Origin of the sequence: Rhizobium sp. L51/94 (assembly GCF_019355555.1) — a bacterium.
Classification (GTDB): Bacteria; Pseudomonadota; Alphaproteobacteria; order Rhizobiales; family Rhizobiaceae; genus Rhizobium; species Rhizobium rhododendri.
Map to the genome: position 1 here is coordinate 2,237,161 of NZ_CP072141.1, position 25,426 is coordinate 2,262,586.

At 59.2% G+C, this 25,426-nt stretch carries 21 protein-coding genes and 1 pseudogene; 12 read left to right on the forward strand and 10 right to left on the reverse strand.

Going from position 1 to position 25,426, the window contains the following annotated elements; all coding sequences use genetic code 11:
* From J5274_RS10990 to J5274_RS11015, 6 genes are all read left to right on the forward strand, one after another.
* Window positions 1-1,671 carry a ribonuclease J gene (locus J5274_RS10990; RefSeq protein ID WP_111220587.1) on the forward strand — a complete coding sequence of 557 codons (1,671 nt, stop codon included), beginning with the start codon at window positions 1-3 and terminating at the stop codon, window positions 1,669-1,671.
* A 22-nt stretch (window positions 1,672-1,693) separates the two neighbouring features.
* Entirely contained in the window at window positions 1,694-2,098 is a 405-nt protein-coding gene (gene mce, locus J5274_RS10995) for a methylmalonyl-CoA epimerase (protein WP_143123311.1), read from the forward strand.
* Window positions 2,099-2,214: 116 nt separating this feature from the next.
* Window positions 2,215-2,490 carry a DUF1467 family protein gene (locus J5274_RS11000; protein WP_111220589.1) on the forward strand — a complete coding sequence of 92 codons (276 nt, stop codon included), beginning with the start codon at window positions 2,215-2,217 and terminating at the stop codon, window positions 2,488-2,490.
* A gap of 603 nt (window positions 2,491-3,093) precedes the next feature.
* A complete protein-coding gene (gene proS / locus J5274_RS11005) occupies window positions 3,094-4,416 on the forward strand; it encodes a proline--tRNA ligase (RefSeq protein ID WP_142829039.1) in 1,323 nt (440 codons plus the stop codon).
* Window positions 4,417-4,433: 17 nt separating this feature from the next.
* On the forward strand, window positions 4,434-5,747 hold the full coding sequence (locus tag J5274_RS11010) for a lipoprotein-releasing ABC transporter permease subunit (protein WP_142829037.1): 1,314 nt from the start codon (window positions 4,434-4,436) through the stop codon (window positions 5,745-5,747).
* A gap of 16 nt (window positions 5,748-5,763) precedes the next feature.
* On the forward strand, window positions 5,764-6,447 hold the full coding sequence (locus J5274_RS11015; RefSeq protein WP_142829072.1) for an ABC transporter ATP-binding protein: 684 nt from the start codon (window positions 5,764-5,766) through the stop codon (window positions 6,445-6,447).
* Between the two features lie 12 nt (window positions 6,448-6,459).
* On the opposite strand, the pseudogene J5274_RS11020 reads toward J5274_RS11015, so the two are convergent.
* Both J5274_RS11020 and J5274_RS11025 read right to left on the reverse strand, forming a co-directional pair.
* Window positions 6,460-6,923: pseudogene (locus J5274_RS11020) on the reverse strand (DUF5680 domain-containing protein).
* Window positions 6,924-7,030: 107 nt separating this feature from the next.
* A complete protein-coding gene (locus tag J5274_RS11025; protein WP_219274589.1) occupies window positions 7,031-7,618 on the reverse strand; it encodes a hypothetical protein in 588 nt (195 codons plus the stop codon).
* Between the two features lie 358 nt (window positions 7,619-7,976).
* Between J5274_RS11025 and dnaE the strand changes: the two genes are divergently transcribed.
* Complete coding sequence (dnaE, locus tag J5274_RS11030) at window positions 7,977-11,471, forward strand: DNA polymerase III subunit alpha (protein WP_142829035.1); 3,495 nt, start codon at window positions 7,977-7,979, stop codon at window positions 11,469-11,471.
* Between the two features lie 4 nt (window positions 11,472-11,475).
* Here the strand turns inward: dnaE and J5274_RS11035 are convergent, their stop codons facing one another.
* Window positions 11,476-12,738: a L,D-transpeptidase family protein gene (locus J5274_RS11035; protein ID WP_142829033.1), complete on the reverse strand. Its 1,263-nt coding sequence runs from the start codon at window positions 12,736-12,738 to the stop codon at window positions 11,476-11,478.
* Window positions 12,739-13,088: 350 nt separating this feature from the next.
* Between J5274_RS11035 and J5274_RS11040 the strand changes: the two genes are divergently transcribed.
* On the forward strand, window positions 13,089-14,168 hold the full coding sequence (locus J5274_RS11040) for a glycosyltransferase family 2 protein (RefSeq protein ID WP_202617108.1): 1,080 nt from the start codon (window positions 13,089-13,091) through the stop codon (window positions 14,166-14,168).
* A 30-nt stretch (window positions 14,169-14,198) separates the two neighbouring features.
* Here the strand turns inward: J5274_RS11040 and J5274_RS11045 are convergent, their stop codons facing one another.
* On the reverse strand, window positions 14,199-15,116 hold the full coding sequence (locus J5274_RS11045; RefSeq protein WP_142829066.1) for a LysR substrate-binding domain-containing protein: 918 nt from the start codon (window positions 15,114-15,116) through the stop codon (window positions 14,199-14,201).
* 180 nt (window positions 15,117-15,296) lie between these two features.
* Between J5274_RS11045 and J5274_RS11050 the strand changes: the two genes are divergently transcribed.
* Both J5274_RS11050 and J5274_RS11055 read left to right on the forward strand, forming a co-directional pair.
* Window positions 15,297-15,989 carry a type 1 glutamine amidotransferase domain-containing protein gene (locus tag J5274_RS11050; protein ID WP_142829031.1) on the forward strand — a complete coding sequence of 231 codons (693 nt, stop codon included), beginning with the start codon at window positions 15,297-15,299 and terminating at the stop codon, window positions 15,987-15,989.
* A gap of 248 nt (window positions 15,990-16,237) precedes the next feature.
* Window positions 16,238-18,091 carry an ABC transporter ATP-binding protein gene (locus J5274_RS11055; RefSeq protein WP_219274590.1) on the forward strand — a complete coding sequence of 618 codons (1,854 nt, stop codon included), beginning with the start codon at window positions 16,238-16,240 and terminating at the stop codon, window positions 18,089-18,091.
* A gap of 71 nt (window positions 18,092-18,162) precedes the next feature.
* On the opposite strand, the gene J5274_RS11060 is transcribed toward J5274_RS11055, so the two are convergent.
* The 3 genes from J5274_RS11060 to J5274_RS11070 all read right to left on the reverse strand — a co-directional run bounded on the left by J5274_RS11060 (window position 18,163) and on the right by J5274_RS11070 (window position 20,521).
* A complete protein-coding gene (locus J5274_RS11060; protein ID WP_142829027.1) occupies window positions 18,163-19,458 on the reverse strand; it encodes a DNA polymerase IV in 1,296 nt (431 codons plus the stop codon).
* Between the two features lie 110 nt (window positions 19,459-19,568).
* Window positions 19,569-20,210 (reverse strand): hypothetical protein, encoded by a 642-nt coding sequence (locus J5274_RS11065; protein ID WP_142829025.1) that lies wholly within the window; start codon window positions 20,208-20,210, stop codon window positions 19,569-19,571.
* 2 nt (window positions 20,211-20,212) lie between these two features.
* Window positions 20,213-20,521: a DUF3572 domain-containing protein gene (locus J5274_RS11070; protein ID WP_142829023.1), complete on the reverse strand. Its 309-nt coding sequence runs from the start codon at window positions 20,519-20,521 to the stop codon at window positions 20,213-20,215.
* A 132-nt stretch (window positions 20,522-20,653) separates the two neighbouring features.
* Between J5274_RS11070 and J5274_RS11075 the strand changes: the two genes are divergently transcribed.
* Window positions 20,654-21,025: a response regulator gene (locus J5274_RS11075; protein WP_111220600.1), complete on the forward strand. Its 372-nt coding sequence runs from the start codon at window positions 20,654-20,656 to the stop codon at window positions 21,023-21,025.
* A 17-nt stretch (window positions 21,026-21,042) separates the two neighbouring features.
* Complete coding sequence (locus tag J5274_RS11080; RefSeq protein ID WP_142829021.1) at window positions 21,043-22,413, forward strand: PleD family two-component system response regulator; 1,371 nt, start codon at window positions 21,043-21,045, stop codon at window positions 22,411-22,413.
* 851 nt (window positions 22,414-23,264) lie between these two features.
* Here the strand turns inward: J5274_RS11080 and rpmG are convergent.
* The 3 genes from rpmG to J5274_RS11095 form a co-directional block, all read right to left on the reverse strand.
* Window positions 23,265-23,432 carry a 50S ribosomal protein L33 gene (gene rpmG / locus J5274_RS11085; protein WP_111220602.1) on the reverse strand — a complete coding sequence of 56 codons (168 nt, stop codon included), beginning with the start codon at window positions 23,430-23,432 and terminating at the stop codon, window positions 23,265-23,267.
* Window positions 23,433-23,525: 93 nt separating this feature from the next.
* On the reverse strand, window positions 23,526-24,710 hold the full coding sequence (locus J5274_RS11090) for an MFS transporter (RefSeq protein ID WP_142829019.1): 1,185 nt from the start codon (window positions 24,708-24,710) through the stop codon (window positions 23,526-23,528).
* 243 nt (window positions 24,711-24,953) lie between these two features.
* Window positions 24,954-25,409 carry a DUF983 domain-containing protein gene (locus J5274_RS11095; protein ID WP_142829018.1) on the reverse strand — a complete coding sequence of 152 codons (456 nt, stop codon included), beginning with the start codon at window positions 25,407-25,409 and terminating at the stop codon, window positions 24,954-24,956.
* Between the last annotated feature and the right edge of the window lie 17 nt (window positions 25,410-25,426).

Sequence of the window (25,426 nt, forward strand, 5' to 3'; positions counted from 1 at the left end):
ATGGCTAATCAAGACGAACTGGTGTTCCTGCCGCTGGGCGGCGTTGGCGAGATCGGTATGAATCTCGCGCTCTACGGCTACGGCCCCAAGGACCATCGTCAATGGATCATGGTCGATTGCGGCGTGACTTTCCCCGGTCCGGACCTGCCGGGCGTCGATCTCGTGCTGCCTGACATCCGTTTCCTCGCCAAGGAACGCAAGAACCTCAAGGCGATCATCATCACCCACGCCCACGAGGACCACTACGGCGCCCTCAACGATCTGTGGCCAGGCCTGAATGTCCCGGTATACGCCTCCGGGTTCACCGCCGGCCTGCTGGAAGCCAAGCGCAACTATGAGCGCAACACAATGGGCCAGATCCCGATAACGCCATTCAAGGCCGGCGACCGGGTAAATATCGGTCCGTTCGAAGTCGAGGCTATCGGCGTGAACCACTCCATTCCAGAGCCGATGTCGCTTGTCATCCGAACGCCTCTGGGCAATGTCGTCCACACCGGCGACTGGAAGATCGACCACGAGCCGTCGCTTGGACCTTTCACCGATGAAGCCCGCTTCCGCCAGGTTGGCGACGAGGGCGTTCTGGCGCTGCTCTGCGATTCTACCAACGCCATGCGCGACGGCGTTTCCCCTTCCGAAAAATCCGTGTCCGAAAGCCTCGGCAGGATCATCGCCAGCGCCGAAGGCCGGGTGGCGATCACCACCTTCTCCTCGAACGTCGGTCGTATCCGCACCGTCGCCCAGGCTGCGGAAGCAGCCGGACGCGAGATCCTGCTGCTTGGTTCGTCGCTGAAGCGCGTCGTCGAGGTTGCACGCGACAATGGCCTGATGGAGGGCATTAAGCCGTTCATCGCCGAAGACGAGTACGGCTACATCCCCCGCGACAAGGTCGTCATCATCCTGACCGGCAGTCAGGGCGAGCAGCGCGCGGCACTCGCCAAGCTCTCCCGCGACGAGATGCGCAACGTCGCGCTGTCGTCCGGCGACATCGTCGTGTTTTCGTCGCGCGCCATTCCCGGCAACGAAAAGGCCATTGGCGATATCAAGAACGGCCTCATCGAGCAAGGCATCCAGATCATCACCGACAACGATGCCCTCGTGCATGTCTCCGGCCATCCCCGCCGCAACGAATTGCAGCAGATGTACCAGTGGGTTCGCCCACAGGTGCTCGTGCCTGTGCACGGCGAGGCCGCCCATCTCGTCGCCCAGAAACTGCTCGGCGAGCAGTCCGGCATTCCGCTCGTGCCGAAGGTTCGCAACGGCGACATTCTGCGCCTGGCGCCAGGTCCCGTCGAAGTCATCGGCGAAGCGCCGCACGGCCGTATTTTCAAGGACGGCACGCTGATCGGCGACTACGATGAAATGGGCATCGGCGACCGCAAGAAGCTCTCCTTCGTTGGCCATGTCACCATCAACGTTCTGCTCGACAGCAAACTGGACATCGTCGGAGACCCCGACCTCGTTGCAATCGGCCTGCCGCAGTTCGACGTCGAGGGCGAAGAGATGGAGGACACGCTGTTCGACGCGGTCGTCAGCGCCATCGAAAGCATTCCGCGCGCTCGCCGCAAGGATATCGCCATGCTGCAGGAAGCGGTACGCCGCGCCGTTCGCTCGACAGCCAATGCCGTCTGGGGGAAGAAGCCGATCGTCACCGTCTTCATGAACAAGATCTGAGGCATCACACACGGAGGCAGCCATGCTCGGGCGGGTTAATCACATTGCCATTGCCGTTCCCGACCTGGCTGCCGCTGCTGCTGTCTACCGGGACACACTGGGGGCGGCAGTGTCTCAGCCGCAGGCGCTCGCCGACCACGGCGTGACAGTCGTCTTCGTGGAACTTCCCAATACCAAGATCGAATTGCTGGAGCCGCTCGGCACCGGCTCGCCGCTTTCGGCATTCCTTGCCCGAAATCCGGATGGCGGCATGCACCATGTCTGCTACGAGGTGGACGACATCATCGTGGCCCGCGACCGGATGCTTGCCGGCGGGGCGAGGGTGCTTGGCGACGGTCAGCCGAAGATAGGCGCCCATGGCAGGCCGGTGCTCTTTCTCCATCCAAAGGATTTCATGGGCACGCTGATCGAGCTCGAACAGATCTGACAAGAAGCATGCGGCAGTGCTTGGCGCCGCCCCGCGTTGCCCTTATAGTCGGAGCGGGAGAGTGTGCAGTCCGGTCTTGATTTCCGCTGGCTGCCATCTGTGGTGAGGAGCGCAGCATGATACAGCCTGTACTATCGGCAATGGCAGTCTATTTTGTAGTGTGGTGGATCACGCTCTTCGCCATTCTGCCAATCGGCCTCCGGACGCAGGAGGAAGATAACCATGTTGTGCTCGGCACCGTGGCAAGCGCCCCAACGAAATTCAGGGCTGCAAGGGTGGTGATGCTGACGACGCTGACATCCGGTATTCTCTACGGCACGTGGTATATCTGTTCCACCTATCTGGGCCTCAGCATCGACGCCATTCCGCAGATCGTTCCGCGCTTCGAATAGTGGAATTGGATGTGGCAGCGCTTTGCGCGCGATAATCGGCAAGGTTGCTGTCATCGCTGCAACCCATGCAGTGTGTCATACGCCCGTCATCTATCGGATGCATAGACCGCACTGCGGGAAGTCCGATCCGCCGCCTGGATGTTAATATTTCGGGCTTCGTGAAAGGCCAAAAAAAAACAAGGCCAGAAGCCTTGTTTTCAAAGTATCGCGTGATCCGTAACCGTTACCGGGGCTGCGACTAAGCGCGCCTAAGATCTAATCCTCCCAAGACTTGACCGCGAGATCGACAGGAATTTAATCATCCTGCCTCTTTTGTGAGCTGAAACTAGCCCAAGGAGGGGGCTTTGTCATCTGTTTTTTTGCATATTTGTTACACCTGCGCAAATTTTTTCTGTTGACAAGTTTTTGCTAAAGTCGTCAATCGTGCGTCATTTTGGCGCGGTGGGCCGAAAGGTGGGGATGGCGCATGCCGGTCCCCCGATGCGCCGTGAAGGCGGGCAAATGCGGGTTTCTTTCCGTCCGCGAAGCAGCTATGAACGCCCCCAGCGTTAACTTTTTTGCGATTCCGCCAATAGCGGATTCGTACAACCTCTGGAATATGCGATGCGCCTGTCCCGATACTTCATGCCTATCCTCAAGGAAAATCCCAAGGAAGCGGAAATCGTCTCGCATCGACTGATGCTGCGCGCCGGCATGATCCGCCAGCAGAGCCAGGGCATCTACTCGTGGCTGCCGCTCGGCAAGCGTGTTCTCGACAAGGTCAACAACATCATTCGCGAGGAGCAAAACCGCTCCGGCGCCATCGAACTGTCGATGCCGACCCTACAGTCAGCCGAACTCTGGCAGGAAAGCGGACGTTACGAAGCGTACGGCAAGGAAATGCTGCGCATCAAGGACCGTCAGGACCGGCCAATGCTCTACGGCCCGACCAACGAGGAAATGATCACCGACATTTTCCGTTCGTCGGTCAAATCCTACAAGGATCTGCCCCTCAACCTCTATCACATCCAGCTGAAATTCCGCGATGAGATCCGTCCGCGCTTCGGCACCATGCGCTCGCGCGAGTTCATGATGAAGGACGCCTATTCCTTCGACCTGACCAAGGAGGGTGCCGAACATTCTTACAAGAAGATGTTCGCGGCCTACCTGCGGACGTTCGAGCGGCTTGGCCTGCGCGCCATCCCGATGCGTGCCGACACCGGCCCCATCGGCGGCGACCTTAGCCATGAGTTCATCATTCTGGCCGACACCGGCGAGTCGGAAGTCTTCAGCCACCGCGACTTTGTGAAATTCGACATCCCCGCCGAGGACACTGACTTCGACGATATCGCCGGCATCAACGCGATCTTCGAAAAGTGGACATCGGTCTACGCCGCCACTTCCGAAATGCACGACGAGGCGGCCTTCGACGCCATCCCCGATAGCGAGCGCCTGTCCGCACGCGGTATCGAAGTCGGCCACATCTTCTATTTCGGAACCAAATATTCCGAGCCGATGAACGCCAAGGTACAGGGTCCCGATGGCAAGGAGCACCTCGTTCACATGGGCTCCTACGGCATCGGACCGACACGTCTGGTGCCTGCCATCATCGAAGCGTCGCACGATGAAAACGGAATCATCTGGCCAGCATCCGTGTCCCCCTTCGATGCCATCATCATCAACATGAAGGCGGGTGACGAAGCCTGTGATTCTGCCTGCGAAAAGCTTTATTCGACGCTTACCAAGGCGGGTAGGGACATCCTCCTCGATGACCGCGACGAACGAGCCGGCACGAAATTCGCGACGGCAGACCTGATCGGCGTGCCGCTGCAGATCATCGTCGGTCCGCGCTCCGTTGCGTCGGGCGAGGTGGAGGTCAAGGATCGCAAGACCGGTGCGCGCGAGACCATGACCATGGACGCTGCAATCAACCGGCTTCTGGGCTGAGCGAAGGACGACAGGGTATGGCGGTAAGCGGCGCAGCAGTGGCCAAACAGGAAAAGACATCTGGCGCTCGCTCGCCGTCGCGTGCATTTTCTGCATTCGAACGGCTCGTTGCCTGGCGCTACCTGCGCGCCCGGCGCAAGGAAGCCTATATCTCGGTGATTGCGGGCTTTTCCTTCATTGGCATCATGCTCGGCGTCGCGACGCTGATCATCGTGATGGCGGTCATGAACGGTTTCCGCACCGAACTGATTTCGCGCATCCTCGGCCTTAACGGCCATGTCATCGTCCAGCCTATCGACACTCCGCTGAACGACTACGCGGCACTTGCCAAGAAGTTTGCGGCCGTTCCCGGCGTGACCATGGCCCTGCCGCTGGTGGAGGGCGAAACGCTCGCCTCCGGCCGGGGTGGCGTCGGCAGCGGTGCGTTGATCCGCGGTATTCGTGCCGAGGATCTTGAGAAGCTGAAGACCGTCTCCGGCAACATAAAGAGCGGCGACATGGTGGGCTTTGCCGCCGGCACCGGTGTGCTGATCGGCTCGCGCATGGCACAGCAGCTGGGGCTGGCCGCCGGCGACCAGATCACTCTCATTGCACCCGACGGCGACGTCACGCCATTCGGCGTCAACCCGCGCGTAAAATCCTACACCGTCTCCGGTATCTTCGAGATAGGCATGTCCGAATACGATTCCTCCATCGTCTTCATGCCGCTCGAAGAGGCGCAGCTCTATTTCAACTCGCCCGGCATCGTCCAATCCATCGAGATCTTCGTCAACAAGCCCGACGATGTCGACACCATCAAGCCTTTGATAGAGGCAGCAGCCGGCCGGCAGGTCTACCTCACTGACTGGCGCGCCCGCAACGAGACGTTCTTCTCGGCCCTCCAAGTCGAGCGCAACGTCATGTTCATGATCCTGACGATGATCGTGCTGGTCGCGGCACTGAACATCATCTCCGGCCTCATCATGCTGGTGAAGGACAAGGGCAGCGACATCGCCATCCTCAGGACGATGGGGGCGACATCCGGCTCCATCATGCGGATATTCTTCATGACCGGGGCAGCTATCGGCATCGTCGGCACTTTTGGTGGGGTCGCGCTCGGCGTCCTCGTTTGCATCAACATCGAATCCATCCGCAAATTTTTCTCTTGGGTTTCCGGCACCGTGCTGTTCGATCCGCAGCTGTATTTCCTGAGCAAGCTGCCGGCCGAGATGAACCTCAGCGAAACTGTCACTGTCGTCGTCATGGCGCTTGGCCTGTCGTTCCTCGCCACGATCTTCCCCGCCTGGCGTGCCTCGCGGCTCGACCCGGTCCAGGCGCTGCGCTATGAATAAGGATGCCAGCATTTCCATGAAATCCAACGTCGTGCTTCAGCTGACCGGCATCGATCGCCACTATGGTGAGGGCGAGACCATGCTCTCCATCCTGAAGGATGCAGATTTCGCGCTCCATCGCGGCGAAATCGTCGCGCTCGTTGCACCGTCCGGCACCGGCAAGTCGACGCTGCTGCACGTCGCCGGCCTGCTCGAGCAGCCCGATGCCGGCGATGTCACGATCAACGGCAATCCCTGCAACAACCTCACCGACGAGAAGCGCACGGCCATCCGTCGCAACGACATCGGCTTTGTCTACCAGTTCCACCACCTGCTGCCGGAGTTCTCGGCCATCGAGAATGTCATGATGCCGCAGATGATCGCCGGACTGACGCAGAAGGAAGCCCGGGCCAGGGCAAGCCAGCTTCTCGACTACATGCGCGTCGGCCATCGCGGCGAGCACCGCCCGGCCGAGCTCTCCGGCGGCGAACAGCAGCGAGTCGCCATCGCCCGTGCCGTCGCCAACGCGCCACTGGTGCTTCTCGCCGACGAACCCACCGGCAATCTCGACCCCGGCACCGCCCACTACGTCTTCGATGCCCTGGAGGCGCTGGTGCGCCAATCGGGACTGGCCGCGATGATTGCCACCCACAATCACGATCTGGCTGCCCGCATGGACCGTCGCGTTACAATCTCGGGCGGCAAGGTCGTCGAATTCTGATCGTCGTGCCGGTCAAGGCACGATGAGGCCGCCGCGATAGTCGAGTTCATAGGCCGCGCGACCGTCTACGATAATATGCTCGCGCCCGCTGAAATGGGTGCAATCACCGCTACTCTCGTCCGTGTAGCGACCGAAGTCATGGTCGAACTGCAACCCACCGAGGAACCGCTTCTCCTCGACATACAGATGCCGCAACGCTGCCTTGATGACGCAGCCCGCCTTCACAGCATCGATCGTGCCGGCTCGATGATCCTCCCGAAATAATTCATCGCCCAGACGGGATCGCCTGATAACCACACCACCTCCTGGCCGGCAAAATCGGAGCCTCCGAAATAGCTGTCGAGATAACGCCACCGACCGCGCTCGTAACCGGTGTCGTGAGACCCCGGACGACAGGAAGATAGTTTTACCGCATCCGCTACATAGGTCTGCGATTTCGCCACGACAATAAAGTCATTCAGCAGCGTCCGATCCATAACTGCTCCCCTGGATGCATTCCCAGGGTTGCATTTTCACGCGGCCATGTAAAGAACAAAATAAGAACAAAGGCATCTGGCTGCAGGCGCTGTAATTGTCCCGGCGCTCATTCATCGCGGATGCCACACGCGTCCATGGCAGTTTGATCCGCCCAGTCGGCAACTGCGACCGTCCTCGCGTCGACTTTGCGTTCCTTGCCACCGCTGCTGACCTTGCCGCTGAGCACATTATAGTCGCAGGTGCCGCTGTTGTCGGGATCCAGCGTGTCGTGATGGGTGTAAGTGAAGCCGGCAACGACGAACGTCGCGTTGCGATAGGCGATCGTCAGCGTCTGCTCCCAGCGGTCGCGTCCACCACCGCTGTTTTCCGAATGGACGGAGATCGAGCCGTTAGGCAGCGTCGATATGCCTGCGTCCCTGCCGAACATTCCGTCGAGACTGGTATTGCCGGATACCTTGTTCGGTGCTGCTGCGGCGAGATGAAGGAGAAGATGCTCCCTGTCGCGCACGTAGATGTAGATGCCGATGTCGTCGCCATCATCCTCAGGGGCAATCAGCAGGGCGAGGTCAGCATTGTCGTCCCTGTTCCAGTCGCCGATCGCAGCTCCGATGATCTTTTCCGGCGCGATATCGCCGGCAAACGCACTCGACACGCATAAGGCGGCACCGACCAGCGCCAAGGCCAAATTTTTCATGATCATCTCCTCCACGCACGCTCATAGCATGGCGTCGGTGTACGTCCCAGCCATAGGGAATAGCGTAGCAGCATTTGAATCAAGCTCGCTGAAAATGCTGTTGACAGGTGAATATAAAGGGAACATATAAGGAACATAACAACACCGGAGAGGCCCAATGACCGATATTATTCGAGACGTCGCCGCTTTCGCCTCCATCGTCATGTTCGTCACCAGCCTGTCGATCATCGTCATGGCGATGTAAGTTTTCGGGTATGACGACCGCCACGTGGTCTTGCCGACCTGAGTTGTTCTGGACTTTGCTAACCGCTATGCCGACAATAGGACCGATTCATTCGGGCATGCGGAAGGGCTTATCATGGCAGAGGCAACTGACAGGCAGGGCGGACCCTCTGGATCGTCGCCGGAGTTCGTGCATCTGCGTGTGCATTCGGCATATTCGCTTCTAGAAGGCGCTTTGCCGCTGAAGAAGATCCTCGCCAAGGCTTCAAGCGACAGCCAGCCGGCTCTGGCGATCACCGATACCAACAACCTGTTCATCGCGCTCGAGTTCTCCCAGAAGGCGATGGACGAGGGTCTGCAGCCGATCATCGGCTGCCAGGTTTCGATCGACATGGAAGACAGTGTCGAGGGCGAGAAGCGCAACGGCCAGCAGGGGCTCGCCAAGCTGCCTGCCATCGTGCTTCTGGCGGCCAGCGACGCCGGCTACGAGCGCATGGTCGATCTCGTCAGTCGCGCCTATCTCGGCGGCGACAATAGTCAGGCCGTGCATGTCAAGGCGTCCTGGCTGGAGGAGATCGGTACCGACGGCCTGATCGCGCTGTCCGGCTCCGTTGGCGGGCCCGTCGATATCGAAATCAAGGAAGGCCATCCGCAGAAGGCGGTGGCGAGGCTGCTGCGCCTGAAGGCGCTTTTCGGCGACCGGCTCTATGTCGAGTTGCAGCGCCACGGCACCTATGATCGCCGCCACGAACAACGCATGATTGCACTCGCCTACGAGCACGAACTGCCGTTGGTCGCCACCAACGAGGCCTTCTTTCCGACCCGCGACGACTACGATGCCCATGATGCGCTGATGGCTGTCGCCCACAATGCGATCGTCTCGGACGACAGCCGGTTTCGCCTCACGCCGGACCACTATCTGAAAAGCCGCGCCGAAATGGCAAGGCTGTTTGCCGATCTGCCGGAGGCGCTGGCCAACACCGTCGAGATCGCCGAGCGCTGTGCTTTCGTGCTGCAGACCCGCAAGCCGATCCTGCCGCGCTTCACCGGCGCCAGCGATGATCCGAAGGAGGCTGAGCGCGCCGAGGCACTCGAATTGCGGGCGCAAGCTGTCGAGGGGCTCGACCTGCGGCTGGCGACGCTCGGCACGGCGCCGGGCTATGACGAACGGGTCTATCGCGACCGGCTGGAATTCGAACTCGGTGTTATCGAGCGCATGGGTTTTCCGGGCTACTTCCTGATCGTTGCCGACTTCATCAAGTGGGCGAAGAACGAGGATATCCCGGTCGGTCCCGGGCGCGGATCGGGTGCGGGCTCGCTGGTGGCCTATGCCCTGACCATCACCGACGTCGACCCTTTGCGTTTCTCGCTGCTGTTCGAACGCTTTCTCAATCCCGATCGTGTGTCGATGCCAGACTTCGACATCGACTTCTGCCAGGACCGGCGCGAAGAAGTCATCCGCTACGTCCAGAAGAAATACGGCCGCGAGCAGGTGGCGCAGATCATCACCTTCGGATCCCTGCAGGCCCGCGCTGCCCTGCGCGACGTCGGCCGCGTGCTGGAAATGCCCTATGGCCAGGTCGACAAGATCTCGAAGCTGGTGCCGAACAACCCGGCCAATCCGGTGACGCTCGCACAGGCGATCAAGGACGAGCCGCGATTTCAGGAGGAGGCCGAGAAGGAGCCGGTGGTCGCCCGCCTGCTTGACATCGCGCAGAAGCTGGAGGGTCTTTATCGCCACGCCTCGACCCATGCCGCCGGTATCGTCATCGGCGACCGGCCGCTGTCGAAGCTGGTGCCGATGTACCGCGATCCGCGCTCCGACATGCCGGTCACCCAGTTCAACATGAAGTGGGTCGAACAGGCGGGCCTCGTCAAGTTCGACTTTCTCGGCCTCAAGACCCTGACGGTGCTGAAGACGGCAGTCGATTTTGTGAAGCTACGCGGCATCTCGGTCGACCTCGCCACCATTCCGCTTGATGACGCGGTAACCTACGAGAAGCTGGCGCGCGGCGAAACGGTCGGCATCTTCCAGGTGGAAAGCCAGGGGATGCGCAAGGCGCTGCTCGGCATGCGGCCGGACTGCATCGAGGACATCATCGCACTGGTGGCGCTTTATCGTCCCGGCCCGATGGAAAATATCCCGACCTACAATGCCCGCAAGCACGGCGAGGAGGAGATCGAGTCGATCCACCCGATGATCGATCACCTTGTCAAGGAAACGCAGGGCGTCATCGTCTACCAGGAACAGGTGATGCAGATCGCCCAGGTCCTGTCAGGCTATTCGCTTGGCGAGGCGGATCTTTTGCGCCGCGCCATGGGCAAGAAGATCAAGGCGGAGATGGACCAGCAGCGCGTTCGCTTCGTCGAAGGTTCGATGAAGAACGGCGTCTCGAAGGTGCAGTCCGACAACATCTTCGAACTCTTGGCCAAATTCGCCAATTACGGCTTCAACAAGTCGCATGCCGCCGCCTACGCCATCGTCTCCTACCAAACGGCCTATATGAAGGCCCATTACCCGGTCGAGTTCCTCGCCGCGTCGATGACGCTGGATATGGCCAACACTGAAAAGGTCAACGATTTCCGCCAGGATGCCAAGCGCCTCGGCATCGAGGTCGTGGCGCCGTCGGTACAGACTTCTTTCCGCCATTTCCAGACCGGCGACCGAACGATCTTTTATTCGCTGGCTGCCATCAAGGGCGTTGGCGATGCCGCCGTCGAGCACATCGTCGAGGTGCGTGGCGACAAGCCTTTCGCTAGCATCGAGGATTTCTGCCTGCGCATCGACCCGAAACAAGTCAATCGCCGTGTCCTCGAAAGCCTGCTCTATGCCGGCGCCTTTGATTGCTTCGGCATCGACCGGGCCCAGCTTCTGGCGGGCATGGAACGGCTGATCGGCTATGCCCAGCTTGCACAGGAAAACCGCCGCAGCGGCCAGCATGACATGTTCGGCTCGGGCTCCGCCTCCGGCCCGGAAAAGATTTCCTTCCCGGCCTTCACGCCGTGGCTTGCGTCCGAACGGCTGCTGAAGGAGTTCCAGGTACTCGGCTTCTATCTCACGGCCCATCCGCTCGATGCCTATAGCGGCGTGCTCGACAAGTTACGGGTGCAGAGCTTTGCGGACTTCTCTGCCGGCATCAAGCACGGCGCCGGCAATGCGCGGCTGGCCGGCACCGTCATCGCCAAGCAGGAGCGCAAGACGCGCACCGGCAACAAGATGGGGATCTACACATTCTCGGATGCCACCGGGCAGTTCGAGGCTGTCATGTTTTCCGAACTGCTGGCCCAGTACCGCGAAATCCTTGAGGTGGGCAAATCCTTCGTGCTGACCGCCGCCGCCGAGGAGAGGCCGGAAGGTATCAGCCTGCGGCTGAATTCCGTGCAGTCGCTGGAGGAAAAATCGCTGCAGATGCAGAAGGCCATGCGCGTCTTCGTGCGTGATTCAGGCCCGCTGAAGATGGTCGCCGCTCATCTCAACGCCAGGGGCGACGGCTTGGTATCCTTCATCGTCATCAAGGAAGACGGCAAGCGAGAGGTCGAAGTCGCACTGCCCAACAAGTATCGCATCTCCCCCGAAATCGCCGCCGCGATGCGCTCCGCACCGGGGGTGATCGACGTCGAACTGGTTTGATAGGTTACCCCTTCGTAGCCAGCCCGCCATGCCGCGTGATAGTGATGAAGTCGGTGCCTTCGCCGGTCTCCGGGCCGACGCCGGTGTCCGATATGGTCAGCGACGATCCCGTTGTCAGCAGGCCCTCGATCTTTTGCCTGACGTCGTCGGGGATCGAGATGCGGTCGAGTGCCCGGTCGGCGGCATCCAAGGCTTCCGATTGTTTCTCGCTGGTAATGCCGAAGCGCTTTTTCGTATCCCTGGACAGGTCGCCCTCAAGCGTCATGCCGTACCACTGCGCCTGGCCAATGGCGCGTTCCACGTCGTGGGCGGTAAAGAAATGCGTTCCGAGAGCTTCCTGTGGCTCCGCAATGGTTGCCGACGCCTCGAGCACCGGCTTGAAGCCCTGGCGGACCATGATGGCACCGTTCGGTGGTTCGCCCTTGCCGGCGGCGGCATAGACGGCCTTCATCAGTTCCGGCCCGATCAGCCCGCCTGTTGCGGGGAGACCATGGGCACTCCGAAAATCGCGGATAGCCCGGACGGTGGCAGGGCCGAGATAGCCGTCAGGAAGGCCTGCATCGAAGCCGAGCGTGGATAGAAGTTGCTGCAGGTCGCGGACGTTTTCGCGCAAGCCCCGTCGGGTGATCAAGATGCTCAGCGGCGCCTCGTTGCGCGGGGCAGTGAGTGCCGGCGGCGGTGGCAGCGCGGCAGTGTCGTTCATGGCTACTTCCACCGGCTCGGCGCGCAACAGAAAGCCTGACGTCGTCGGACGCAGAGACAGCTCGGAAAACATCGGGCCACTGACCGTCGGGGCCAGCGGATGAAACAGCGTCGCATGCTCGATCGGCTGGGGTACGACGGCGGCGTCATTGATGACAACGTGCACGCCGGGCTGCGTCATTGCGTAGAGCTTCTTGGCGAAGGCTTTTGGCATGCGGACGCAGCCGTGAGAGGCCGGATAGTTCGGCACAGAGCTGGATTCGTGGAGCGCGATGCCCGACCACGTCAGCCTTTGCATGAACGGCATCGGCGAATTCGAATAGATGTTTGAGCGGTGGTAGACCTCCTTTTCCAGGACCGAAAAGATGCCCGATGGCGTCGAATGGCCGGATTTTCCAGTCGATACTTTCGAGGTCGCGACCACGGTGTCGCCGTCATAGACCGATAACTGCTGCCGGTTCGTCGACACGACGATCTGAAGCACCCGGGCATCGGCCGCCTCGGCCGGATGGGTCACTGCGGTAGCCGAAAGCAAGCCGATACCAAGAACCAGACGCGTAAACATGATGTCCACCAAAAACGCAATACTCGTGACTATGACCATAGCAAGGGAAGTTTAAGGAAGACTTGAGACCGCATCGAATGCAAGTTAAGATTGTGTCGAGCGGGGATACCACTTTCATAACGGTTTAATAATAAACCTCTTGGCAACAACTCAAGAGATTGGTATTGCATCGAAAAAGCGGTATAGGTTGCTGTATGTTTCTGTCATGCGATGCACTTATACGTCTGCATGAATGACATTTTATCGTAAATACTAATGAACCTTAAGGTAGATTAAATGTCGTCTACCGCCGTATATTCGGAAGGTGTCTCGGTATTAAGCCTCAGTGAGTTAGCCAGTTTGGAATATCTATGTCTGATAGTGATGTCGAAATGAAAATGCCGCACCAAGAGACTGCGTCGCGGATAGAAACTGTTGCTGTTATAATACCCTATTATAATGGTTCGAAATATATTCGTAGGTCGGCCGAGAGTGTGTTGGCGCAGACCGTTCCTGCGACAGAATTTGTAGTCGTCGATGACGGATCTTCACCAGAGGAAGCCGCCTTGCTTGACGAAATAGCCCAGTCCATGGGCTTTCGTGTCTTGAGAAAAGAGAATGGCGGCCAGGGGACTGCAAGAAACTACGGTGTTGCACATACGTCTTCGAGGTTCATCTGCTTTCTCGATCAGGATGACTTCTACCTGAAAACGCATATAGCAACGCTCCTCGACGCAGTTCCTCTTGACGATCCGCATTTTGGTTGGGTTTATGGCGACCTGATGGAGGCGGATGGCGAGGGCAATATAGTGCGCTCGGACATGGTCAAGCAGCATGCGTTGCACCCTAAGCGGTTCATCAATGACCTGCTTGCGAACGACATGTTTGTACTGCCGTCAGCGTCGTTGATCGAGCGCACAGCTTTCGAGGCAGTCGGCGGCTTCGATCCGCAATTTACCGGCTACGAAGATGACGACCTTTTCCTGCGTATCTTCCGTCGCGGGTATACGAATTACTTTGTCGATAAAGCCGTCACCGTCTGGTGCATCAACAGTGAGAGCACGTCGTACAGCATCAAGATGAGCCGAAGCCGGCTTCGCTATGTGAAAAAGCTCTGCTCGCAGTTTCCCGATGATGTCGACAAGAGGCGCAACTATGTGAGGGACCTCATCGCGCCGCGTTTTACGCATATGATAATTTCGGATGCCTTTACGGCCGTGGCATTTTCCAAGACGCCGCAACAGAAAAAGATGGCGGCTTACAAGGACGAACTGGTCGAAATCATGAATGGTTATGTAGAAACCATATTCGGATGTACGAAGCTGAGTATCAAAAATCGTATTGCGATATATGTGCAGTCAAAGATCATCAATCTGAAGTCGAAAAATCTTTCGTTGGCGGCGTTGTATCTTTTCCGGACGTCTAGACGGGCGAGAAATTTCATTCGGTGAAAATTGAGTGTGTCCACATCAGGCCTATCTCTATTTGCCACCAAGGCTCCCGACCATGTCTTTCGTGACCTCGACGATAAGGGATCTTAGCCAGCGGTGAGCCGGGTCTTGGCGATAGCGCACGTGCCAGGCCATTTCGACGGGAAATGTGCCGAGGTCCACGGGCGCAGGCAGGACCCGCAATCGCGGGTCCGCAGCAAGGTGGCGGCAAATAAGGCCGGGCAGGGTGGCGCAGTAGTCCGTCACGGCGATCATCTCCGGCACGGCCAGAAAGTGGGTGACGGACACAGCGACCTCGCGGTTCAAGCCCTTCTGTCCAAGCGCCTGGAAAAGACCGGCCCGCAGCCGTCCAGGCGGGATGACGTTGACATGCTTGAGGGTCTCGTACTGTTCCCGTGAAATACCGTCGCGGATGTCGGGATGTCCGGCTCTCACCACGCAGGCCAGCCCGTCGTCCATCAGGTGCTGGACGACCAGATTATCCGGCGGATCTACGATCCGGCCCATCACCATATCGGTCGCACCGGATACCGCGCCGGCTTCCGTGGCATCGTTGTTGAAGGGTATGAGACGCAGCCTGATGCCGGGCGCGCGTTCGCGTAGTTTCGAAACGATCGAGGGCATCAGGACAAATTCGACATAGCTGTTCGGTGCGATAGTGAAGAGCCGCTCGGCGTGCCACGGATCGAAATCCTGTTGCCCGACGATTGCCTCGTCGATCTTGGCGAGAGCATCGATGATCACAGGGGCTAGCTCTTCTGCCATCTGCGTCGGCCTCATGCCATAGCGCTCCCGGATAAACAGCGGGTCGCGCAGTGTCTCTCGCAGTCGGTTCAGGGCGTTCGACAAGGCCGGCTGGGTTATGCCCAACCGCTCGGCTGCACGGGTGACATTGCGCTCCTCCATCATGACGATGAAGACCGGTAGCAGATTGAGATCATACTTCATCCAGTCATCATCTTTCATGAATATCTGAAATACAACTAATAAATTTCCGAAATTCCTCGCCGAGGCGCATAGTCACCTCATCGGAAACGATGGCCGCGCCGCAAGCGGTTCGTCGGTACCGGAAGGAGGGCGTGGCGTGGTGCCGGGCCCGATTTCAAAACCCTCGATGGGATCTATAAAATGAAAATTCTGATGGTTCTGACCTCGCATGACGAACTCGGCAACACTGGCCGCAAGACCGGTTTCTGGCTCGAGGAGTTCGCCGCTCCCTATTATGCTTTCCTTCAGGCAGGCGCTGAGATCACCGTTGCTTCGCCGGCTGGCGGCCAGCCGCCTCTCGATCCGAAAAGCGACGAGGAGGGCTCCCAGACGGAGCAGACCCGCCGTTTCCATAACGACCAGAAGGCCCAGGCGGTTCTCGCCTCCACCGTCAAGCTTGGCTCCGTTTCGCACGAAGACTTTGACGGCGTCTTTTATCCCGGCGGCCATGGCCCCCTGTGGGATCTTGCCGAAGACAAGACCTCGATCGCGCTGATCGAAAGCACTTATCGGGCGGGCAAGCCGGTTGCCCTCGTCTGCCACGCGCCGGGTGTCCTGCGCCATGTGAAGGCTGCGGACGGAACACCGCTGGTGAGCGGCAAGAAGGTCACGGGCTTCAAGAACTCGGAAGAAGATGGCGTCGGCCTCACGGATGTCGTGCCTTTCCTGGTCGAGGATATGTTGAAGCAGAACGGCGGCGTCTATTCCAGCGGCGATGACTGGGCGTCCTACACGATCAAGGACGGTCTCCTGATCACCGGCCAGAATCCAGGCTCTTCCGTTGAGACGGCAGGCATCCTTGTCGCAGCACTGACCACCGCCAAGGCTGTGTAAGCACGGTTAACAGCTTTTCTCGCAGATATTTTTCGAACAATGGCCAGGCCGTCAAGCCTGGCCATTTTTATGGGGCCATGAGAGTTGCGGCAGGTGTGTCGTCTCCGAATTTGGCTCGGCTGACCACTTCGGTCGCCTTCACTTTTCGGATGCCGGTTCGTTTTCCCATTGAGATTGGGCCCGTGAACTGCTGGTATGCCATTCATTAGTCCAGAGTTTTCGCTTTCCGATGATCACCGGAGCGGCTTATGTCGATTTCAAATGCGATCTATCGTCCCTTCGAAACCTTGATCCGGCCGCTCGATATCCCTTATCGGCCATTACCCACCAAAGGCCCCATCGCAGTTCTGCTCCACCTGATTAAGATGTTCCGCGGCGTGCTGATTGCCATGGCGCTGTGTTCGATGGTGGTCGAGGCGATCAACCTTACGATCATCTGGGGGCTCTCTGTGATTGTCGATGGCATCACCACACAGGGCGTCGCGAGCTTTGTCGATAGCAGGTCAGAACTGCTGGTCTTGCTTGCCCTCATGATCTTCCCGGTCATGCCGATATTTTTCTACGTCACCAACATCCTGAATTCCCACACCGTCGGCATCAGCCTGCCCATCGCCATCCAGTGGCAGGGGCACATGGCGGTGGAGCGGCAGGACCTTGCCTTCTTCCATGACCTGTTTGCAGGCCAGGTGGCGTCGCGGCTCAATCAGGTTGCCTATGCCGTTCAGCAACAGATGCTGATTACCTTCCAGACAGCACCGCGCTTCATGTTGCAGATTGTCGGCTCCGTATTCCTGCTGGCGACATTGTCGTGGCAACTGGCGCTTCCCGTCATCGTCTGGATTGCGCTGAACATTGCCTTCACCATCAAGGTCGTCCCCGATTTCACGGAGCGTGCCCGTCGCTCCGCCAAGCAGAACAGCCTTATCTCCGGTGCGCTGACAGACCTCTACAGCAATATCCAGATGGTCAAGCAGTTTGCCGCCGAAGACAGCGAGGCGGGCACGCTGAGGAAGATCATGTCCGAGGCGGTGCGTACACTCCATCATGAGCAGCGTATCTACCGGACGACCGAACTGGTCGTCATCAGCTTCAATATGCTGCTCTGGCTGGTGATGCTGGGGATCGGGTTTGTCGGGCTCTACGACCGCTTTGTCACCGTCGGCGATTTCGTGGCGACGGTCTATATCCTGCAGCGTCTGTCGGCGGGATCCTTCACCTTCCTGCAGATGGGCCAGCAAATCTTCAAGGCGCTCGGCACCATCAAGGACGCGATGCCTGTGATGACGACGCCGCCGACGATTACCGATATGCCCGGTGCGAAGAAACTCTCTGTGTCGCATGGGGAGATCCGCTTCGAGGGCGTCGCCTTCTCCTATGCATCCGGCAGGGCCATCATCACCGATCTCTCGCTGACGATAAGACCCGGCGAAAAGATCGGGCTTGTCGGCCTCTCCGGCGCCGGCAAGACGACGTTGGTGAACCTGCTGCTTCGATTTTATGATATCACTGCCGGCACGATCCGCATCGATGGCCAGGATATCCGGGAGGTCACCCAGGCGAGCCTGCGCAAGGGGATCGGCGTCATCGCCCAGGATGTAGCGCTCCTCCACCGCTCGGTTGCCGACAATATCCGCTACGGTCGCCCCGACGCGGATCAAGCGGAGATCGAGGCAGCAGCACAGGCTGCACGGGCCAACGATTTCATTGCCGAGCTTGCCGATGGCGAGGGGCGCAAGGGATTGGATGCCTTCGTCGGAGATCGCGGCATCAAGCTCTCCGGCGGCCAGCGCCAGCGGATTGCGATTGCACGCGTCATTCTGAAGGATGCGCCGATCCTGGTGCTCGACGAGGCGACCTCCGCCCTGGACAGCGAGTCGGAGGCGGCCATCGAGGAAAGGCTGAGCGCAGTGATGGAAGGGAAAACGGTGATTGCCATCGCCCATCGACTGTCGACAATTGCAAGAATGGACAGGATCGTGGTGCTCGATCAGGGAAGGATCGTCGAGGAGGGCACGCCGGATGCGTTGATCGAACAGGACGGTCTGTTTGCTCGTCTGTGGAAACGCCAGACAGGTGGCTTTATGCCGGAGGAGATCGGCTAGAGAATTGCATGCATCGCAGTTTTGCTGGGCGGCTCTGGCAGCATCAGTGAAGGGGGCACCTGTTCAGGCCTTCAAGACCGCTCCCGCTTGCCGGCGCCAAACGTGTACCCCGTTTCCACCGACGCATCCCCGAACTTGGCCCTGAGCTTGTCCATCGCTGCCTCGGCTGCAGCCCGGCGGGCGGCGGGTTCGTCCACCAGATCTGGCGGATCGGCGCGGCCGGCGTCGCAGAGGTCGCCGACCCCGATGCCGAGAAGGCGGAATTTCGTGCCGTCGGTCTCGGCCTCCAGCAGCCTGAGCCCGGTCCGGAAAATCCGGTCGGCCAGTTGTGTCGGGTCTTCGAGCTTGCGGTTGCGGGTGCGGCTCTTGAAGTCCGCCGTCTTCAGCTTCAGCACCACGGTATGGCCGGCGATGTCGCCCTTCTTCAGGCGTCTCGACACTTTTTCGGAGAGGTTGCGCAGAACAGGCACTAGGTCGTCATATCGGGAGATATCTTCGAAAAAGGTCGTCTCCGCAGACACGCTCTTGGCCGGGTCGTTCAGATGCACCTCGCGATCGTCTATGCCGCGCGCCAGCCGGAACAGCCGCTGCCCCATGACGCCGTAGCGGCGCATCAAGGCTCCTTCGTCCATTGCCTGCAACTGGCCGATGGTGCGGATGCCGTCGCCCTCCAGCGTCGCGGCAAACGCCTTGCCGACACCCCAGATGGTGGTGACGGGACGTGGCGCCAGGAACTCGACTGCCTCCTGTCGGCCAATGATCGAAAAGCCGCGTGGTTTATTGAGGTCGGAGGCGACCTTGGCGAGGAATTTGCAGTAGGACAGGCCGACCGACACCGTGATGCCGATCTCGGACTGCACCCGCCTGGCAAACTTCGCCAGGATACGGGCAGGGCGATCCTGGTGCAGAAGCTGCGTGCCGGCAAGTTCGAGAAAGGCCTCATCGATGGAAAGCGGCTGCACCAGAGGCGTCAGTTCCTCCATCATCGCCCTGACCTCGCGCCCGACCCGGACATATTTCTCCATGTCCGGGCGAATGACGACCGCGTTGGGACAGGCCTCGAGCGCTTTGTACATCGGCATGGCCGAACGAACGCCGTGAATGCGGGCGACGTAGCAGCAGGTCGAGACGACGCCGCGCTTGCCGCCGCCGATGATCACAGGCTTGTCTGCAAGCTCCGGATTGTCGCGCTTTTCGACCGACGCGTAGAAGGCGTCGCAGTCGATATGCGCGAGCGTCAGGTCGTTGAGTTCGCGGTGGTAGACAAGCCTTGGACTGCCGCACGCACGGCAACGCTTCACGACCGCCGGCTGTTCGCTCAGGCAATCGCGGCAGAAGCCGGGCGTGGTATCAGGCAAGTTGGTCATGATGAGAACAAATGTTGAACATCATCACTCTATGCATTATGGTCTAGCCACTCAAGGATGAAAATCGGCGCAAGAGGTGGAGCATGTATAAGTGCCTGCAGTCCAGGACCTCAAAGCCCGATATGCGCCCGGATCAACATGTCCGCCGCAGACCAGTCCTCGACGCTGACGATCCCGGGCGAGGGCACTGGAAGGAACGGCCGGAAATCGGCATTGGCCATGAGGTTGACCAGCAGGCAATCCGGCACGGCCTGTCCGACGGAGAGCAGATTTCTCTCGATGTCGTCCAGAAACACAACCGGCTGCGGCCTGTCGCCATGCAGCTGCGCGAGCACCGGCCCCTTTGGCTGCTCGGTAGCGATCATCGGGAAATGAAGCCCGAACCTGTCGAGCACGGCGCGGCGGGTTTGCTGGTGGCGCGGCGGCATGGCCGTCAGGAAGACGATATCGGCATCTCCGGCAAGGCCGGTGAGCGTTTCGACGACGCGCTCGGCCGGCGTCTGCCACTGGTCCTGCGTCAGGAAGAAATCCTCGAGGAAGGCCGAAACGGTTTCGTCGTCCGGCACCGTCCCATCCTGGTTCGAGACGACGTTGCCGTGAATACGGAAGGAGCGCGCCAGAAGGTCGTGATCCCTGGCGCGCAAAAAGCGGGTGAACGGCGTCAGAAACTCCAGAACAACCTCGTCGATGTCGCAAACCACGAGAGGTCTGTCCCGAAGCGGCACATGTCCTATGTCAGTTGTCTCGTCCAAGATCAGTATTCCCCCGAGCCGAGGCCTGGAGCTGAGAAGTGTGCGGAAGCCGCCATGACCGCCTCCGGCGCAGTGCCTGTCGCCGCACAGAAGGCCATAAGCGATGGCTCGTGGTTCATCAGGAAATCCAGGAGACCGCCGAGAAAGCTTGGCTCGTTGACAGCATTGCGCAACTGGGCGGCCTCCATTCCGGTCAGTGCCAGGAAGCGGCCGAACATATCCGGCTCGTTCGCCAGCCATCCGAGTACAGCGATAGCGATTTCCTGCGGATCTGCGTCAGATCCTTTCGGCTTCTTGAAGTTGCTTTGCATTTCGCGGGGCAAATTACCTTTTTCTCAACCAAATGCCGCTAGCGTCACCCTAACGGATTTATCGAATCGGCTTCCGCGCGACCTTATATTTTCGCTGAGTGGATTCAAGGCCGGTGGCGAGGACACTGTATTATGCCGAAGCAAGTGATGATTGTCGAAGACAACGAGCTGAACATGAAGCTCTTTCGCGATCTCATCGAGGCGTGCGGTTACTCGACGATCCAGACCCGCAACGGCATGGAGGCGCTCGAACTCGCCCGCAAGCACCGTCCCGACCTGATCCTGATGGACATTCAGCTGCCGGAAGTCTCTGGGCTGGAAGTGACGAAATGGTTGAAGGAAGACGACGAGCTGCACGTCATTCCTGTGATTGCCGTCACTGCTTTCGCGATGAAGGGCGACGAGGAGCGTATCCGCCAGGGCGGCTGCGAAGCTTATGTCTCCAAGCCGATTTCCGTGCCGAAATTCATTGAAACAATAAAGACCTATCTGGGCGACGCCTGAGCGTTGAAAAAGGCCATATGACCGCGCGAATTCTGGTTGTTGACGATATTCCGGCGAATGTGAAGCTTCTCGAAGCAAGGCTTCTGGCCGAGTATTTCGAAGTGCTGACCGCCGATAATGGCAGGGATGCGCTGGCCATCTGCGACACCACCCAGGTGGATCTCATTCTGCTCGATATCATGATGCCTGGCATGGATGGCTTTGAGGTCTGCGAGCGGCTGAAGGCAGATCCGAAGGTTGCCCATATCCCTGTTGTCATGGTGACGGCGCTCGACCAGCCGGCAGACCGTGTTCGCGGCCTCAAGGCCGGTGCCGACGACTTCCTGACAAAGCCGGTCAATGACCTCCAGCTGATTTCACGCGTCAAGAGCCTGCTGCGGCTGAAGACCCTGAGTGACGAGCTGCGCTCGCGTGCCGAGACCGCACGCACGCTCGGCTTTGAGGATGGCAGGATCGGCGAGGGCAAGGGCGAGGAGATTGCGCAGGTCCTGCTGGTCGACGGCCGCGCCAATTCGCAGGAGCGCATCGTGCGCGCCTTGAAGCCGATTGCCAATGTCGTGGCCATGTCCGACGCCCAGGCAGCCTTATTCGAAGCAGCGGAAAGCTCCTTCGAGCTGGTGATCGTCAACTCCAATTTCGACGACTATGATCCGCTGCGCCTTTGCTCGCAGTTGCGCTCGCTGGAGCGGACGCGATTTCTTCCGGTCCTGCTGATCACCGATCAGGGTGCCGACGAGATGATCGTCCGGGCACTCGAGCTCGGGGTCAACGATTACATCGTGCGTCCGGTGGATACCAACGAGCTCGTGGCGCGCTGCCTGACGCAGATCAAGCGCAAGCGCTACAATGATCGTCTGCGCGCCAGCGTCCAGGAGACCATCGAGCTTGCCGTCACCGACGCGCTGACCGGGCTGCACAACCGACGTTATCTCGACAACCACCTGGCCATTCTCTTCAAGCGATCCGTCCAGCGCGCCAGGCCGCTTTCGATCCTCATCAGTGATATCGACCGCTTCAAGGCCGTCAATGACCTCTACGGTCACGATGCCGGCGATCAGGTCCTGCGGGAATTTGCCGCCCGCGTACGCTCCACCGTCCGGGGCGCCGATCTCGCCTGCCGTTTCGGCGGTGAGGAATTCGTGGTCGTCATGCCGGATACATCGGCACCGGTCGCAGCCGCTATTGCGGAACGACTGCGTTCAGCCGTCGAAAGTACACCATTCACCCTGCGTGGAACCGGCCAGACCATCGCCATCACGGCTTCTTTCGGGATCTCATCCCGCGAGACATCGCTCGATGGGCCAGACGAACTGCTGAAGCAAGCCGACCGCGCCCTCTATGAGGCGAAAAACGGTGGACGAAACCGCGTGGTCGCTGCGGCCGCCTAGGACTGCAGCGCGTCCGGCGGTGCGAGAGGAAGTCAATCCAAGCTGTTTTGTGCGGCCATTACAAAAGTTTAATATCTGAAAAGTATCGCTTCCGGAATTCGTTCGCAGAAGATTAATAAGTAATTCTGCGTCATTTTATTTTCAAAGTCGCGAGAGTTCGCAATTTCAGTCAATAAGCACTTAAGATATATTGAGTTTTCGACAGTAGTGCAGGATGATTTCTGTCGTAATGCTGGCATACATCCATATCCATGCTGATGTCTTCGGACACAGATTTTGCAAGCAACGCCTGCTCAGTATAAAAAGATTGAGTCGTAACTGAAGGTATACTGACGTTTTACAGTATTTTTGAGTTTAAGCTAAAAAGCGTCGCATCCCAAGCTAGTTTCAACCGCATCCTATTTAACCATAGAGTCAGTCTGACCTCTTTTGACACTGAAGACTTCTTGATTTTAACCGACTTTTAAGCGAGTTTGCCGAGGTCGAACATCGTCCAGCCGGACAGAAATACCCCATGATGCTCAGGTCCGCCGCATCACCTGGTTCGTGGGGTCGGTCGGTCGGATGCATGCCCTGCGGTTCCTCGTACCGCTTTGCATCCGTCCGACCCCTAGTGAGCGCCGCTCTTTCCCGCCGGAAGAGCGGCGTTTTCTATAATGACAGGTCACGCGAACCGCTACCGCCGATCGGAGTTCGATACATCATATTAGTGATGTATGATTTATCATGCCGCGATTTTGCGTGCAATATCGCCCAGGAGATCGGTAGATATTAAACAAACGATCGGCAGACATTAAAAAAGGCGCAACCCCTGCAGGTGCGCCTTCTAAAACCTGAAAACCATAATGATCTTACTTGATCTTGGTTTCCTTGAACTCGACGTGCTTCTTGGCAATCGGGTCGTACTTCGTCTTGTTCATCTTGTCGGTCATCGTGCGGCTGTTCTTTGTGGTGACGTAGAAGAAGCCGGTGTCGGCCGTCGACAGAAGCTTGATCTTGATTGTTGTTGCCTTGGCCATGGTCGTCCTGCCTTTAAGAAAAATGATGCCGTGGACGGCCGGTTGCGGTCCACGGCAAATTATGGCGCGAAATTACAAATCGCGCCCGAAAAGTCAACCCCTCTTCCCCAGGAACAACAGTCTGACCCCGGAAAGCAACACATAAAGCCCGAAGAAACCGGCAATTGCCCAGGCAAATCCATCGGTGCCTGCTGCGTCGATAGCTGTACCGATCGCCTGTGGGCCGGCAACCGTGCCGATTGCATAACAAAACACGAATGCCGCATTGGCAGCGGCAAGATCCGGCCCTGTCAGCTGGGATCCGAGGTGGCTGAGGCCTACCGTATAGAGGCCGGAGACGCATCCTCCGAAGAAAAGAAGCAGGCCTGCGGTTATCATCCAGTTGCCCACCACCCATGGCAGCGCGAGCGCGCCGACCAGGCCCATGCAGGCCATGATGACTAGCAGCGGGCGCTTGTCCGTCAGTTTGTCCGATAGCAGGCCGAGCGGGATCTGGAAGACGACGTTGCCTATACCCATCATCGTCAGCAGCAAGGCGGCATGCGATTCGGTAAAGCCGGAGCGCGTCGCATAGATCGGAAACAGCGACAGACCGCCTGCCTCGACTGCGCCAAACACGAACACCGCGGCGGTAGCCGTCGGCACCAGGAAGACATAGCGCATGAAATGCATCTCGGGCTTTTCTTCCAGCACCGGGCTTTCGTTGCGGGCAATGAAGATTGGGATGGCGGCAACGAGAATGGCGACCGCGCCGATCAGGAAGGGCAAAATACCCTCGCTGCCAACCATGGAGAAAATCAGCGGTCCGGCAGCAAATCCCAACGACAGGACCGTGGCGTAGAGCCCGAGCACGAAGCCGCGCCTTGCCGGGGGAGAGGCGGCATTGATCCAGAATTCCGAAAGGATGAACAGCGTGGTCGTCGCGCCGTGGAAGACCAGCCGCAGCGGGAACCACATCCAGAAGGCCGTCGCATAGTAGAAGCCGACAGCGCTGACGGCCGAGAGAAATACCGCCCACATCATTGTCGAGGCAACGCCGAAGCGGTGCGCCAGCCGTGTGGTGATGGGCGCGGCGATCATTGCCGCGATCCCTGCCATCGCTGTGTTGAGGCCGATCAGCGACGACGAGATACCGCGCTTTTCAAGGATGATGCTGAAAAGGGGCAGGCCGAGACCGATGGCAATGCCAACGGCCGAAATCGACGAGATCGCGGCGAAAAGCGAGGGCCAGTGAATTTCTTCGACATGGCCGACCTTGCCGTTCGTCGGTTCAGTCATGGTTGATCCTTAGCATGGAGCGAACGAAACGTCCGCGTCGCAGAATTGAGAAAGGCATCTTGCCGGCTAATCCAGAGCGCCACATTCCGGGGCGTCCGGTCGATCGCAGCGGCCGGAGCATGCCCGACAATGCCGGCAATGTTCAGACAAGAATTAGCCTCCATGTCAACCCATGGCCGGTGCTGATGTCAGGTCGCGTGGGGAAAACCCTGCCGTTTCGGCTTGTCGCGGCGTCCTGCAGCCTTACCCGGTGCCGTTGCCTTCATCGAACTCGTCCGGCCGGTCTTCGTGACCGCCGAAGCCGTGCATGCGCAGAGCCCATTGCAGGCCGATCACGCCACCCTTGATCGGCTGGATGACGGCAAGTGCCGTCAGCACCGTGATCGGCGCCCAGATGGAAAGCGTCGCCCACATCGGCAGATGGTGCATCGTGTCCGATATCATGTAGCCGCCGACGACAACGTGGCCGAGCACGAGGATGACGAGATAGGGCGGCAGGTCGTCCGAGCGGTGGTGAAACATCTCCTCGCCGCAGACAGCGCAACTGTCCACCGGTTTCAGAAACGCCCGGAACAGCTTCCCACGTCCGCAGTTGGGACAACGGCTGCAGGCGCCGCGCAGGATAGCCTGGCCGAGCGCGCGCTCGGTTTTTTCAGGCCCGCCATAGCGAATGACGGGTGTCGAACCGCTTGCTGTCATCACTCCTCCTCCAGCCG